A 13,765-nucleotide genomic window follows, 5' to 3' on the forward strand; every position below is an offset into this window, starting at 1 on the left:
CCTTTTGTTTAGACAATTGAAATTGTTTTATTTGTTTGCGGCTTTTGCTGATTATCTCTCGCAAAGGCCGTGGTGCCAGTTCTGGCGACTTCTTTAATGCCGTATGGCTTAAGTAATTCAATGAGTGCTTCAATTTTTGAAGACTCACCTGTCACCTGAATGACGACACTCTCTCTGCTCACATCTACAATAGAAGCCCTAAACGGTTCAATGACCCCCGTGATCTCCATTCTAGATGCTGGTGCAGATACGACTTTTATCAAAGCCAGCTCTCGCTGAACGATTGATTGGTTTGTAATATCCGTTACTTTGAGGACATCGATTTGTTTGTTCAGCTGTTTTGTCAGCTGTTCGATGTCTTTCTCCTGGTCTACATGGACGACGAACGTGATGCGTGATACATCTTGAATCTCAGAATGGCCGACCGTAATGCTTTCAATGTTGTAGTGTCTTTTCGTAAAAAGGCCTGTGATTCTGTTCAGTACGCCTGATCGATTTAATACAGTCAACACAATAATTCTTTTCAAGGTTTCACCCCCACCATCTCATGAAGTCCTTTCCCCGGTGCTACCATCGGGAATACTTTCTCATCTCTCGCTACATTGACATCGATGAAAACAGGCTCTCTAGACGTTAATGCTTCTTCGAGTTTTTCTTGCGCCTCTTCGTCTGATGAGATTCTGATCCCTTTAATGCCATAAGCTTCAGATAATTTCACGAAGTCTGGCTGCTCTGAAAATTTAGAATGTGAGTAGCGTTCTTCGTAAAAAATTTCTTGCCATTGTCTTACCATTCCAAGACTGTGATTATTGAGAACAATCACTTTCACTGGAAGGTTCAGCTCACGGATAACGGCAAGTTCTTGCAGGGTCATTTGGAAACCTCCGTCTCCTAAAATCGCCACAACCGTTGCCTCTTGATCAGCTAGCTGCGCGCCAATCGCTGCCGGTAAACCAAATCCCATTGTGCCAAGCCCACCAGATGTCACCCATTTATCGGCATTTTCGAATGGATAGAACTGTGCAGCCCACATTTGGTGCTGTCCGACATCAGTTGCCACAATGGCTTCACCTTTTGTGAATTGATGAATGTATTCAATCAGCTTTTGAGGTTTAAAACCTTCAGCTTCGTTTTCAACGTACCAGAGTGGATATTCTTCCTTCCACTGATTTAGCTGGCTCTTCCACTCGTCTGATTCACCTTGTTTCCCGTCCTGCTTGATCAATTCTTGAAGCACTAGCTTACTGTCACCAACAACTGGGATATGGGTGTGAATGTTTTTACCAATTTCCGCTGGGTCGATATCAATATGTGCCACCTTCGCATGCTTTGCAAAATGATTGAGGTTGCCGGTTACCCTGTCATCAAATCTCGCTCCGATTGAAATGAGTAAGTCACATTGATGAAGTGCCATGTTCGCTGCATATGTGCCGTGCATACCCGCCATTCCTAGGAAAAGAGGATGCTTTGCTGGGAATCCGCCAAGCCCAAGCAATGTATGAGCGACAGGGATTTGCTGCTGCTCTACAAATTGCCTTAATTCTTCCGACGCTTTGCCATGAAGAACGCCAGCTCCTGCTAGAATAACTGGTTTCTTTGCTCTACTTACAGCTTCTACTAACTTGCGAATTTGCAAATAATTCGGCTCAATTTTCGGCTGATAACCAGGCAAATCGATTGGCTGATCGTATTCAAATGTCCCTTCGATGCCAGCGACATCTTTTGGAATATCAATCAAGACTGGACCAGGTCTGCCGGTTGTTGCGATGTGAAATGCCTCTTTAATGACACCCGGTAACTCTTCTGGACGTCTCACTTGATAGCTGTGTTTTGTGATTGGCATTGTGATACCAAGTACATCTGCTTCTTGGAAAGCATCTGATCCAATGACTGAGGTTGCCACCTGTCCAGTAAAGATAACCATAGGTAGTGAATCAATCATCGCATCTGCAATTCCTGTGACTAGATTTGTTGCCCCCGGTCCTGATGTGGCAATGACAACGCCTGGTTTACCAGATACTCTGGCGTATCCCTCCGCTGCGTGAATCGCTCCTTGCTCATGTCTTGGCAGGACATGAAATAAACCAGAATCGTAAATTTTATCGTAGATCGGTAAAACGGCTCCGCCAGGATAACCAAAAATGACTTCTACTTTTTCTCTTTTGAGTGCTTCAATTAACATGAGTGCACCGTTCATCGTTTGTGGTGCATTTGATTTTTCCGTCTCCATTTGTACATTTGTCCCCATTTGATTTCCTCCTCTTTGTCTTGCTTCAGTCAAGTTCTTTCACCCTTTTCCATTCAAGATAGAGATATGAGACCATATAAAAAAGCCTTCTCACCCCACAATGACACTACTTTTCACTAGGTCAAAGGGGCGAAAAAGCTTTGTTTTTCGCGGTACCACCCTTGTTCACGGCAAATCATGCTGCCGTCTCATGGACATCTTTCATCCATTTTGGTAACGAGTGATGCAATGTCACTCGGTCTGCCCTACTATCATTTCAAGCAGACACTCAGAGGTGAGTTCACTTTAGAAAGTAACACCGGTTTCCAGCTAGCACCGGCTCTCTGTAGATACTGACTCTAAAGCTACTAGTCCTCTTCAACGTTTATCGATATCTATTTAGCTTGCGTGAATGTTTTCATCGGTAAAGACTACTTTTTCTCCTTCTTCAACGACTCGCTTGCGGAATTGTTCAAGAAGTTTGTTTGTGTGGAACCCTGGTTTTCCTTCGCCAATGATACGGCCGTCAACTTTTACAACAGCGATGACTTCGGCAGCGGTTCCTGTCAGGAAGACTTCTTCAGCTGTATACACATCATGCCTTGTGAAAGGTTCTTCTTTCACTTCGTAGCCTAAGTCTTCTGCGATTTCCATGATGGCATTTCTTGTGATGCCTTCAAGTGCGCCGATATAACCTGGCGGTGTATAAAGCTTGCCTTTTTTATAAATAAACACGTTGTCCGCTGAACCTTCAGCCACATACCCTTGATCGTTCAGCATGAGCGCTTCACTGACACCGGCCATATGGGCTTCAATTCGGACAAGAATGTTATTCAAATAGTTTAATGATTTCACTTTCGGACTCAATACGTCAGGACGATTTCGTCTCGTTGGTACTGTCACAATATCAATACCTGTTTCATATAGGTGCTTTGGAAAGATGGCCAGCGGCTCTACAATGATCACTGTGTTGGCTCTCCCGCAGTTGTTTGGATCTAAGCCAAGATCACCGGCTCCTCTTGAGACAACAAGGCGGATATAGGCATCTTTTAGGCCGTTCCTTTCAACTGTATGAATCATTTTTTCAGTGAGCTCCTCAAGTGAATATGGAATGTTCAGCATAATGGATCTAGCGGAATCATACAGGCGGTCTAAATGTTCTTTCATTCGAAAGATATTTCCGTTATATACACGTATTCCTTCGAACACACCGTCACCATATAAGAAGCCATGATCATAAACTGAAATTTTCGCATCCTCTTTTTTCACGAGTTCATCGTTTAAAAAGATCCACTGTTCCTTTTGGTCTTCCATCTTCAGTGAGCACCCTCTCTTTCAAACAAAAAGTAGTTGAATTTTCAGACACTTTATATTGAAGTGTCTCACGCTTGCTCTTTCGTGTTTGTTTGCTTTTGTTGAACCCATCTTACGCCGCTTTCCATACAGTGTCAACAGCATTTTTAAAATTATTAGACAATTTAGACTAATCAAAATAAAATGTATACGCTTACACCTTTGCTAGACAAGGAATGAAAAAACCTAAAATTTTTTGTATTTTTTCTTCAATTTATTTACTCTACATGAACGGTTTTCTTTTGAACAAGCTTTTGTGATATTTTTTCACACGGTTTTTGAAGAATATTGTGAGATTTCATTGCGTTTGTTTTTTCCTTCAGCATGCCTTTCTAAAGCGTTTTCCTATGAATTTGTGATAGAATGAGAGCATCTAATAGAAGGAGGGCAATACATGGCTAACATCAGAGGTTATATCGGAACGTATACAAAAGGAGACAGCAAAGGAATCTATTCTTTTACTTTAAATACGGACAAGCAGCAGATTGAACAAGTAGAAGTGGCTGCAGAACTTGAAAATCCTACATATTTAACTGTCTCAGATTCTCAAAAGTTTGTGTATGCTGTTGTGAAAGAAGGAGCACAAGGCGGTCTTGCTGCGTATCAAATTGATGCCGACACCGGCGCACTTCGTTTCATCAACCAAGAGCTTGCCGATGGGGCTTCTCCTTGTCACGTCAGCGTGGACAGCCAAACGAAAATAGCGTTTACAGCAAACTATCATAAAGGAACAGCAGAGATGTACGAAATTGATGCTGAAAACGGCTCAGTGACCCGCACGCTGTCACAGGCGCAACATGAAGGCACTGGACCAAACGAAGACCGTCAAGAAAAACCGCACACTCACTTTATGGGTTTGACACCTGATGAACAATTTGCAGTAGCTGTTGACCTTGGCACAGACGGAATTTATACGTATAAGAAAGAAAACGGCAAACTTGAGCTTGCCCATACATTTGAAACAAAACCAGGCAGCGGCCCTCGTCATATCACATTCCACCCAACGAAACCTGTGGCCTATGTGATGACAGAGCTCAGCTCAGAGGTCATTGTACTTCGTTACTTTGAAGATGGTCATTTCGAAGAGATCCAAACGATCGCAACCATTCCTAATGACTTCACAGAGAATAATCAAGGCAGCGCCATTCATGTGTCTTCTGACGGTCAATTTGTGTATGCAGGAAATCGTGGACATGACAGCATTGCCATTTTCAAAGCAGATCATGACGGCAAACTAAGCCTCGTTGAAATTGCTTCATCTGAAGGAAATTGGCCTAGAGACTTTGTCCTTGATCCAACAGAAGAATTTCTCGTTGGTTCAAACCAAGAATCTAGCAACCTTGTGTTATACAAACGTGACAAAGAAACCGGTCGACTCACTGTCTTACAATCAGACATCACCGTTCCGCATCCGGTTTGCGTGAAATTTTTAGGGTAATGAAAAAAGCCTCCGTTTAGGAGGCATTAGATTGTTGACAAAGGGCTAAAATGAACTTTATTTTAGCCCTTTGTCTTTTTTTCAGCGTAGTTGAAAACCCTTGAAGTCTAGGAAGAACGAGCACCGAAGCGCAGGACTGACAAAGAATGCGAGGGTTTGTCTACACGCTGAAGCCTCCGTTTAGGAGGCTTTTCTTTAAGCAGACGGCATACCGCCATCTTCAAGCTTTTGATCAATGAAAGACGTATCGCTTTTTTCACCGAACCATTTTCCCAGCCTGTCTTTCGCTTTTCCTTTGACATCGTCATCAATGTACATTGCCACTTGAAGCAGAGCAAATGTGATGGCGCCTAGATCATCTGTGTAGCCGATCCCCACCAATGTATCAGGGATCAGATCAATCGGAAGGATAAAGTACCCTAGCGCCCCAATGATGAGGGTTTTCGCTTTAACCGGTACTTCGGGTTTTTGCAATGTATAATAAAGTAATAACACAGCATAGACAAGAGAAACTCCAGCTTTTTGTGCCGTCTTTTTTAACTTTTCCCAAAAGGCATGATCATTAAAATGCTTCTTTGAACGCTTTAATAGTTCTTTTTTCTCAGAACGATTCATCGTATCGCCTCCATATTCAGCATAGCCCTTCCACCTTATTTATACAAGAAATCCACTCATTCGACAAACAAAAAGCAGCAGAAAGCTGCTGCAATCTACTGCTCTTTGTAAAACTTTTCGATCGCCTTATCGATGTATACCCATCCTTTATACGACACATGAATCGTATCCTTAAAGAAATATGGGTCATACTCATGAGAAGTCAAATCTGCGACTTCATACCCATTATCTCGAATTTGACGATTGATTTTTTGATAATAATCTGTACGTCCCTCTTTCGGAAAACCAGTGTAATCATACCATTTTCCGTTGACGGGAATCGTCACGAATAAAGGCTTAGCCCCTGCCTGTTTTAAAATATCCAGCATGATCTGGAAATCTTTATATTCAGGTGATTCTGCATAAGAATTGTCACGACGAGAATCCTTCATCTTTTTCATGATCGGCTTCAGCTTGCGATCAAACAGTCTCTGATCAATATAAAACGGGTTGTCCCCTGCTTTTTCAGATCCTAGGACGCTCGCTTCTTTTTCAAGCTCAGTCCATGTTTTCCCTTTCACTGAAGGAGACGGACGAAGCTTGCGCTCATGCCCAGACCCAATCGTATAGTACATGTCTTTCTTTTGAAGCATGCCATAATACATTTTTGCAATAGGAGAAATCGCACCAAAGGCGAATTTGTTCCCAGAAAGCTCTGCTTTAAAAAGCTCTGTGATGACCATGTCGTTCTTTACTGCCTTAAACTTCATGATTCTTTTGATGAGCTCTTTTTTAACAGCTGGATCAATTTCTTTATTATAAGCGAGATCAAGCGCCTGAAGCGCTGAATAGTTAGGAGCAAAGTGATTCTCGTCTGATCCCCCTTTGACAAACCACTGCGGGGACACGATAAACACAAGCTTTTTCCCTTTTAATTCATCCATATGCGCTGCAAAGTTCATGGCATGAATTAATGATTGCGATCCACCTTTTCCAACAAGATAAGGTGTAAACCCTTGAGGATTTTCATGAAAGAAATTCGAAGGGTGATATGGATCAAAACGTGAAAGTTCAGAAGATCCATAGATCGGCAAATAAGTTGGATCTTTTAGCATTTCATCTTGTAAATAAAGCCCTTGAAACATCCCTGGATCTAATTCTGTGGCTGACTTTTGTAATTTGTCTTTTGGGATCAGATGTGAGAGCCATGCATTTGGTACAAGAAGAACACCAATGAATAGAACAGCCGCTAAAATAAGCGGCCCAAAAAAACGCTTTTTCATTACTTCATCTCTGCCAGCTGCTCAGCAATGTGATTCGGTGTATCCCACACATCACGATCAAACTCTGTAATCGGAACAGTAATTCCAAGTTGACTTTCAATTGCCATAAGTAGTTCTACTGTACCAAATGAATCTAGAAGACCTTCGTCAAAAATTGCAATCTCTGGATTTTCTTTCACAACGTCGTCCTGACAAACCTCTGCAATAATACCGTATACTTGATTTTTAAATTCCATAATTTTCTACTCCCTTAATCATTAATGATGAAATGGTTTTCCTGAAAAAATATAAAATCCGAAACAAATCACATGGAATGTAATAATGATCGACACAACCATTGTGACCTTATTATCCGGCCACCACTTGTGCTTTTTATTCCACTTCTCAAATAAATTGTAACCGGACATCACAACTGCATGGTATAGTCCGTAAATAATGTATTGAAGGGCGAGACCATGCCAAGCACCCATCAATAGAAAGAGGACAAAGTACCCAATATTTGATACAGCCATCCGGTTCTTGATCCACTTCTTCTTTGTCATAAAGAACACAAATCTCATAAACACATAATCTCTGAACCAAAAGGATAGCGACATGTGCCAGCGATTCCAGAAGTCTTTAATATTACGGCTGATAAACGGTTTATTAAAGTTTTCTGGTGATTTAATACCCATGATATAACTCACACCTACAGCAAATGCTGTATATCCAGCAAAGTCAAAGAACAAATACATGCTGTAAGCATACATATACGTTAACTGCTGAACAAAGTGACTGCTGCTAATGTGATGAATATTCATCAGAATATACGTGTGAATCAGATAACCAATAATGAACTTATATAAGAAGCCAATAAAAATTTTATGAATACCGGCATATAGAAGATCACTGTATGCTTCCTTTTCAGGCGGTGTATCCATATCTTTTTCAAATCGGCGGTAACGGTCAATCGGACCTGATGAAATCGTCGGGAAAAAGACAATGAAATAGACCAAACGGTGAATCGGAATTTTCTTCTTAATCAAGCCGTCTCTTGTCTCGATAATTAACTGAACACCTTTAAATGTTAAGTACGAGATCCCCAAAAAGCTCAGCCAGTTTATTGGCGGCGGTTGGTGCGGGTGATGAGTTAAAAAGAACGGTAATACCTTTGACAGCACAAGCGGCAAAATTGATGCCACCACTGCCATATAGAAGACAGACGCCTTGTTCGCCTTCAACCGGTACGCAAGGTATAGGCGGATGATCAAGACTTGCCACACTGTAAACAGGAACAGCAACAAAGCGCCATGTGCATCCTTTGAGAAAATAAGCGCTAGTGCCACAACCGTTGCAAACATGTTATAGCCCTGCATTCTTTTGCCGCGAAGACCAAGAATCATCGTCGGCAAAAGAAGAATACCAATTAGAATGAAGAAAAAGAATGAACTAAACGGAATCATAGAAGAACCTCTTTCGCGATTCTTTTACGGTCAACCTTCCCGTTTGGCGTCATGTACAGCTGCTCAAGATAGACAAACTTTCTTGGAATCATGTACGCAGGCAGTGAATCCGCCATTTCTTTCTTAATCGCACTTGTCAGCTGATATTCTTTTTCAAAGGAATGCTCAGTTGGGACAATGGCTGCAATTAAGTACTCCACATGCCCGTTTGGCTGAAACGGCACAATCACACAAGCATTGACATACGTTGTCTCGCTCACATGATATTCAATTTCTTCAAGCTCCATTCGGTATCCATGTAGCTTAATTTGATAGTCCAGACGACCGTGGCACGTAATCAAACCATCCTGCGCCACACCTGCGTCACCTGTGCGGTAAGCAGGACGTCCTTCGTATTCAAAGAACACTTTATCCGTTAAGGCTTGTTCACCTAAGTAGCCTCTCGTGACGCTTGGCCCCACGATGACAATTTCCCCTTTTTCCCCATCAGGGAGTGTCTTGCCTTCTTCATCTAATATGACGATTTCTGTATCCGGTTTGGCATAACCCACTGGTAAAGAATCGTGCTGATCAAGAATCTCCTGCGTGACTTCAATCGATGTAATCGCAACAGTTGCTTCAGTTGGACCATACGTATTAAAGACCTGCGCCTTAGGAAAACGCTCAAGAAGCGCACTTGCTACAGCTACAGGAAGCGCCTCACCGCAGAACAAGAAAACTTTCAACTCTGGTAAAAGCTCCCCTGTAAAGGAAGGATCCATTAAGCACATTTGGACAAAGGAAGGTGTTGATGTCCACACTTCAACGTCAGATTGACCAAGTGCTGCAAACATATCCTTTGGCTTATTGACAAGATCTTTTACTAAACAGTAAAGCGTGCCGCCTGATTGAAGCGCTGGATAGAGATCCATCACTGATAAGTCAAAAGAAAACGGTGCTTGATTTAAGAACGTGCGCCCCTCACCAATTGGGAAATCGCGGCACATCCACTCTGTAAAACTTTCTAAATTATTGGCTGTTACCTGAACGCCTTTCGGTTTTCCGGTACTGCCAGACGTATAAATAATGTAGAAAACATCATCTTGTTGAACCCACTGCGTGGATGGCGGTGCTTCTTTTTCAAGTGCTAAAAGCGATGCCGCACTCTTCACTTCAATGTGTTCTTCTACATCTGGTATAGCCTGCTCATTTGCACAAATCAATAGACTGGCTTTTGAGCTTTCAATGATTGAGACGATGCGCTCGACAGGTATTGAGATATCGACCGGAATATAGGGTCTGCCTGATTTCACAGTACCTAAGAAAGAAATCAGCATCTCTGGCTCCATATGACCGTAGACAATGACAGGTTCACTGCCAGCTGCGACTGCATCGATCGCACCAGCCATTTGGTCTGATAGACGCCAAAGCTCATCATATGTGATCGAAGCATGTTGAGAAACAAATGCTGGCTGTGTCGGTTTCGTTTGTTGGTATTCATGAATCGTGTGTAATAGTTTCATAGTTTAATCTCCAATTAAAAATCGTTGTAAATGAATGATCCCGTATTTGCTGTATGGAATCCGTAAATAAAGAACAATAATAGCAAAATAAGTAAGTAAAAGCTTGTATATCCTATCCATTTTACAGACTTATTTTCTGATAGCTTTTTGAATAGCATATTGATAACCTCTTTTCTTTTGACACTTATAAAGACGCATGGATCATCAAAAGAGTTTCATATCAAAACATAAAATTTTTAAGAATTGATGAAAAAAAGATGTCCAAAGTATGAACGTGTCTTCGGGCAAAGCTGTCTTATTGTAACAAAGATTTAATATAATTGAAATGAAATGGAAGCTTAAATTTGCCTTAAAATTGGTGAAAGCTGTCGAACAAACGCAAAAGCCACCTAGTTAGACTAGATGGCTTTGATGTTATTTACTTTTTATATTTATTCACTTCGAACATGAGAATGTTGTTGAATACCACATAGTCCTTTTTACTTTCAAAAGGACCTTTGTTGTTGTCATGCTCGTCAATTTCATAAAACCCTGGACCTTCGCCAGCATCACGTTTTTTGTACCAGGATAGGAAGGCGTTGACTTCTTTCATTGAAAGGTCATACTCTTTCTGTAAGCCATTGACCATTGTGATCACGAGGAGAGCATCGCCGTCTTCATCTGTTGTATCATCGTCTTTAGGTGGTGTGGTTGGTTCTGGGTCTTTGTCGCCAGGTGTTTCTGTGTTGTTTGGAAATTCTAGGTCTTTTAAGGAGATAGAGATGACAGATTTGTAGTTTTTGTCTGCAATCTCTGTGTAGTTCACATTATATTCTCTACCACCTATAACGTATAATGTATCCCCTATAACAACTGATGAAGCTCCTATACGCATATTGTGGTAAAGGACATCTACCCCAACTAAACCTTCTTGTTCAGTATCATATACATATAATTTTCTTGGTGAACTTGCAGGGAATATCATATTGTTTTTATAAATTACACCACTCAGATAACCTGAGGCAATTCCTTTCTTCTTGGTAGACCAAACTTCTTTCGTTGCATTATATTCAAAAACTTCACGCTTATCGTTTTTTCCAAAGATATAAAACTTTTCGTCTAATACTAGACCAATTGCACCTGCTGTTTTAGCATTAAGCGAAGCTTCTTCTTTCCATGTTTGTTTAGATAGATCATAACTAAAAAACTCTTTTCCACCTAATACATAAATTTTATTTCCTATCACACCTGCTTGGACGTTATAAGAGCCTTTTGATTTGCTAACAAAGGGAATATCAGGTAATGTTTCCCACTCGTCTTTTTTTGTATCGTATACTTCAAATTTATCATAGGTTGTGCCTTGATGTTTTCCAGCAAGAACATAAATTTTAGAGCCTACTGTTACTGATGTAGCTCCTCCTCTGCCAGTAGGTATATCTTTCTTTTTTGTCCATTTATCTGTGGATGGATCATACTCTAATGTTTCGTTAAGAGCATTAAATCCTCCAATCACGTATATTTTCCCCTCAACTGCATTAGCTACAGCTCCAATTCTTGCTGTTGGCAAATCAGCTAATTGATTCCATTCATCCTTAGCAGCATTTGCAACTTGAAATACCTGCGTGAATGAAAGGATTACCAGCAACATCACAACTATCCATTTCTTCAAAAATAACACTCCCTTATCATTATCTTACTTCTTCATTATCGGAGTGTTTTTTAATTTTTACACATCTAAATTTCTTTTATTCTACTAACTTTCATTTTGTTTATTTTTAAGGATAAAGACTCAACTACACAAACAGAATTAAATGAGTTTTATTCCATTTAATGAGAAAAAAGTATACAATATAAATGTATTACAAAAATTACTAGGAGGCTTTAATATGTTAAAGAAATTAGCAGCTACAACAATACTGGCTACAGCAGTCTTAAGCTCCGGATCAATTGCAAGTGCAACAGGTTCAAGTATTTCTGAAAACGTTTCTCCCATAACACATAATCTTTCAACTCTTTCAGCAAAGTCCAACGGTCAAATTTCAACAAAAGCATCCTCTGTTTACTACTTACAAGAAAGAACTTTACAAGGTAATGGTTCAAATTTAGATTATTATAAAGGGACAAAATTCACTATAAGAAATAGCACTGGAACTATCTATAAAGGGTGGCAGGAGTCTCAAAGAAATGATGCAAAAGCACATGTTGAATATAAATTAGTAGATGCACAAACAGGTAATAAAGTCTCCGCATTGTCTTATTATGGTGATGTCAAGAAAGCGGACGGTCGTTTATGGTTAGAAATCAATTTTAATAACGTTTCGACTACAAAAGACTATTATTTAGAAGTAACGAATCTGGGTAAATATCCAGTTACTCTTGCAGGCAATGTATATAATTAACTTTAAAAGTAGTCCCTTTGGGACTACTTTTATTTCTTATACTCTCGATTTATGTTAAACAATTTATCTATCCACTTCACCATCTCTTTATATACGCTACACCTATAGCCAAAGAACTATATGGTTCATGGCTTTCTGATCAATCCATTATAAGAAAGTCTGTAACAAGGCAAGCAGGTTCTCCGTTTTCAACCAGCCCCCAAAAGCTTGGGTACATCCCGTCACCGAAGCCTGTTGTAAACATGGCAATGTCCACCTTGTCATGAAAACGGGTGACAAGCCAGTCCCAAGTGTGCTTGTAGTTTTTCTCAAGCGCTTGTGCAAATTCCTCATAAAAATAAAAATCATTGTCCTCTTTATAGCGCTTATCCTCATAAGCTTGTAAATATAATGCAGCCTCAGCATCCATGAAACAGCCCATACCCGTATTCACACCCTAACCGTAAAACTCGTCTTCTTTCATATGTTTGAGTTCCTGCCCTGCTCTTGTTGCAAGCTCCCATTCTATTGCTTGCTCGTTTGTAAACTTGATCATTGCATAGGCTACGCGTTCGTCTCCGCTTTCTAACCGCTTCACTAGAAGTAGAATAGGATATTTCCCTTGAGCAACCTTCCTCGTAAAAGATTGGTCACCTTCTGAAACAAAAGGATCACAGGCAACGATTTGACCGCTCGTGATCTCGATGTTGTTGTCTCTCCATTTCTATATAACAGGTGTGTTGGATTGATGTTGTACAAGTGATGACTCCTTCCATTGTTTTTCTAAAGTGTTTGAGATTATGTACTTTTCCCCCATTTAATCATTCAATAAAAAATCTGTAACGAGATAAGCTTCATCTCCATTCTCGTTCATCCTCAAAACCAGTAGAAAAGATCGCTAAATCAACTTTCTCCTGAAAGCGCAGGACTAACCAACTTCTTGTATCCTCATACTATGCCTCTTCAAGTTCCTCATATATGTCAACATCACCCTTTTGGCTTTGTTCGGAAAGTATAAATTTCAAAGTATGATCATCCATAAAACATCCATTTCCAGTATCAACTCCATAACCAGAAAATTAATGCCCCTGCAAATCACTTTCTAACTGTCCATTTGATAATGCAAATTCCTACTTAAAACTCGATTCATCTTCTCCTCCTACTATACACCTTAATTTTTTTAGCTGGAGAAAGAATATTCTCTCTTTTGCATATTTATCGCTTTGCAATGTCTTTTACATTAGTTAAAAAATAAATGGAAGGTTAATTAAAAAAAGCCCTTCCAATGGAGGGCTGTGTTATTAACTATTTTCTTTTGAGTATTTCTTAATCAATGCGTCGCTAATCCTGCTTACGATATAGATCGCAACCGTTAAAATCAGCATCAACGGAAACATGCTTAAACCATCATCTGCAATATATACAATGATCCCCACAATGATAGCCACTACGATTGCCGTTAAAAAATGCTTCACGCCATCTCACCCCTTTATATAAATCATATACATTTTATTACACAAAAGGTTTAATTGAAATTATTTCCACAAAATCAGCAAGTTTCGTTCGTCC

The 13,765-nt window shown here is 40.2% G+C and carries 13 protein-coding genes, 1 pseudogene and 1 other annotated feature; of the genes and pseudogenes, 2 read left to right on the forward strand and 12 right to left on the reverse strand.

Annotated features, from left to right (window positions below; genetic code table 11):
* Window positions 1-8: 8 nt before the first annotated feature.
* From ilvN to ilvE, 3 genes are all read right to left on the reverse strand, one after another.
* Window positions 9-527, reverse strand: coding sequence for an acetolactate synthase small subunit (gene ilvN / locus NST01_RS12770; RefSeq protein WP_007501584.1), 519 nt, complete (start codon window positions 525-527; stop codon window positions 9-11).
* Window positions 524-2,248 carry an acetolactate synthase large subunit gene (gene ilvB, locus NST01_RS12775; protein ID WP_326115896.1) on the reverse strand — a complete coding sequence of 575 codons (1,725 nt, stop codon included), beginning with the start codon at window positions 2,246-2,248 and terminating at the stop codon, window positions 524-526. Before ilvB ends, ilvN begins: the two co-directional genes overlap by 4 nt.
* A 122-nt stretch (window positions 2,249-2,370) precedes the next feature.
* Window positions 2,371-2,618 (reverse strand) — a binding site (T-box leader).
* Between the two features lie 8 nt (window positions 2,619-2,626).
* Window positions 2,627-3,541 (reverse strand): branched-chain-amino-acid transaminase, encoded by a 915-nt coding sequence (gene ilvE / locus NST01_RS12780; protein ID WP_008342856.1) that lies wholly within the window; start codon window positions 3,539-3,541, stop codon window positions 2,627-2,629.
* 433 nt (window positions 3,542-3,974) lie between these two features.
* Between ilvE and NST01_RS12785 the strand changes: the two genes are divergently transcribed.
* Window positions 3,975-5,018, forward strand: a complete 1,044-nt coding sequence (locus tag NST01_RS12785) for a lactonase family protein (RefSeq protein ID WP_326115898.1) — start codon at window positions 3,975-3,977, stop codon at window positions 5,016-5,018.
* A 195-nt stretch (window positions 5,019-5,213) separates the two neighbouring features.
* Here the strand turns inward: NST01_RS12785 and NST01_RS12790 are convergent, their stop codons facing one another.
* From NST01_RS12790 to NST01_RS12820, 7 genes are all read right to left on the reverse strand, one after another.
* Window positions 5,214-5,633, reverse strand: coding sequence for a YkvA family protein (locus tag NST01_RS12790; RefSeq protein WP_008342863.1), 420 nt, complete (start codon window positions 5,631-5,633; stop codon window positions 5,214-5,216).
* A 95-nt stretch (window positions 5,634-5,728) separates the two neighbouring features.
* Window positions 5,729-6,895 carry a D-alanyl-lipoteichoic acid biosynthesis protein DltD gene (gene dltD / locus NST01_RS12795; RefSeq protein WP_203143494.1) on the reverse strand — a complete coding sequence of 389 codons (1,167 nt, stop codon included), beginning with the start codon at window positions 6,893-6,895 and terminating at the stop codon, window positions 5,729-5,731.
* Window positions 6,895-7,131 (reverse strand): D-alanine--poly(phosphoribitol) ligase subunit 2, encoded by a 237-nt coding sequence (gene dltC, locus NST01_RS12800; protein WP_003216498.1) that lies wholly within the window; start codon window positions 7,129-7,131, stop codon window positions 6,895-6,897. The genes dltD and dltC overlap by 1 nt, the downstream gene beginning before the upstream one ends.
* 21 nt (window positions 7,132-7,152) lie before the next feature.
* Window positions 7,153-8,337, reverse strand: coding sequence for a D-alanyl-lipoteichoic acid biosynthesis protein DltB (gene dltB, locus NST01_RS12805; protein ID WP_326115901.1), 1,185 nt, complete (start codon window positions 8,335-8,337; stop codon window positions 7,153-7,155).
* A complete protein-coding gene (dltA, locus tag NST01_RS12810) occupies window positions 8,334-9,839 on the reverse strand; it encodes a D-alanine--poly(phosphoribitol) ligase subunit DltA (RefSeq protein ID WP_326115903.1) in 1,506 nt (501 codons plus the stop codon). The genes dltB and dltA overlap by 4 nt, the downstream gene beginning before the upstream one ends.
* A gap of 14 nt (window positions 9,840-9,853) precedes the next feature.
* Entirely contained in the window at window positions 9,854-10,003 is a 150-nt protein-coding gene (locus NST01_RS12815; RefSeq protein ID WP_024427820.1) for a teichoic acid D-Ala incorporation-associated protein DltX, read from the reverse strand.
* A gap of 254 nt (window positions 10,004-10,257) precedes the next feature.
* Window positions 10,258-11,487, reverse strand: a complete 1,230-nt coding sequence (locus NST01_RS12820; protein WP_326115905.1) for a Kelch repeat-containing protein — start codon at window positions 11,485-11,487, stop codon at window positions 10,258-10,260.
* A 217-nt stretch (window positions 11,488-11,704) separates the two neighbouring features.
* Here NST01_RS12820 and NST01_RS12825 point away from each other — a divergent pair, with 217 nt between their 5' ends.
* Window positions 11,705-12,217, forward strand: coding sequence for a hypothetical protein (locus NST01_RS12825; RefSeq protein WP_326115907.1), 513 nt, complete (start codon window positions 11,705-11,707; stop codon window positions 12,215-12,217).
* 139 nt (window positions 12,218-12,356) lie between these two features.
* Here NST01_RS12825 and NST01_RS12830 read toward each other — a convergent pair.
* A pseudogene (locus NST01_RS12830) lies at window positions 12,357-12,902 on the reverse strand (DUF4241 domain-containing protein).
* Between the two features lie 595 nt (window positions 12,903-13,497).
* Window positions 13,498-13,671: a hypothetical protein gene (locus NST01_RS12835; protein ID WP_326115909.1), complete on the reverse strand. Its 174-nt coding sequence runs from the start codon at window positions 13,669-13,671 to the stop codon at window positions 13,498-13,500.
* Window positions 13,672-13,765 lie beyond the last annotated feature (94 nt).

The organism is Bacillus sp. FSL R7-0166, from assembly GCF_038008935.1.
Taxonomy (GTDB): domain Bacteria; phylum Bacillota; class Bacilli; order Bacillales; family Bacillaceae; genus Bacillus; species Bacillus altitudinis.

Coding starts and splice junctions, on each gene's coding strand:
- dltA (WP_326115903.1), bottom strand. CDS start 9,839: ATGAAACTATTACACACGATTCATGAATACCAACAAACGAAACCGACA.
- dltD (WP_203143494.1), bottom strand. CDS start 6,895: ATGAAAAAGCGTTTTTTTGGGCCGCTTATTTTAGCGGCTGTTCTATTC.
- ilvB (WP_326115896.1), bottom strand. CDS start 2,248: ATGGGGACAAATGTACAAATGGAGACGGAAAAATCAAATGCACCACAA.
- dltB (WP_326115901.1), bottom strand. CDS start 8,337: ATGATTCCGTTTAGTTCATTCTTTTTCTTCATTCTAATTGGTATTCTT.
- dltC (WP_003216498.1), bottom strand. CDS start 7,131: ATGGAATTTAAAAATCAAGTATACGGTATTATTGCAGAGGTTTGTCAG.
- ilvE (WP_008342856.1), bottom strand. CDS start 3,541: ATGGAAGACCAAAAGGAACAGTGGATCTTTTTAAACGATGAACTCGTG.
- NST01_RS12790 (WP_008342863.1), bottom strand. CDS start 5,633: ATGAATCGTTCTGAGAAAAAAGAACTATTAAAGCGTTCAAAGAAGCAT.
- NST01_RS12825 (WP_326115907.1), top strand. CDS start 11,705: ATGTTAAAGAAATTAGCAGCTACAACAATACTGGCTACAGCAGTCTTA.
- NST01_RS12785 (WP_326115898.1), top strand. CDS start 3,975: ATGGCTAACATCAGAGGTTATATCGGAACGTATACAAAAGGAGACAGC.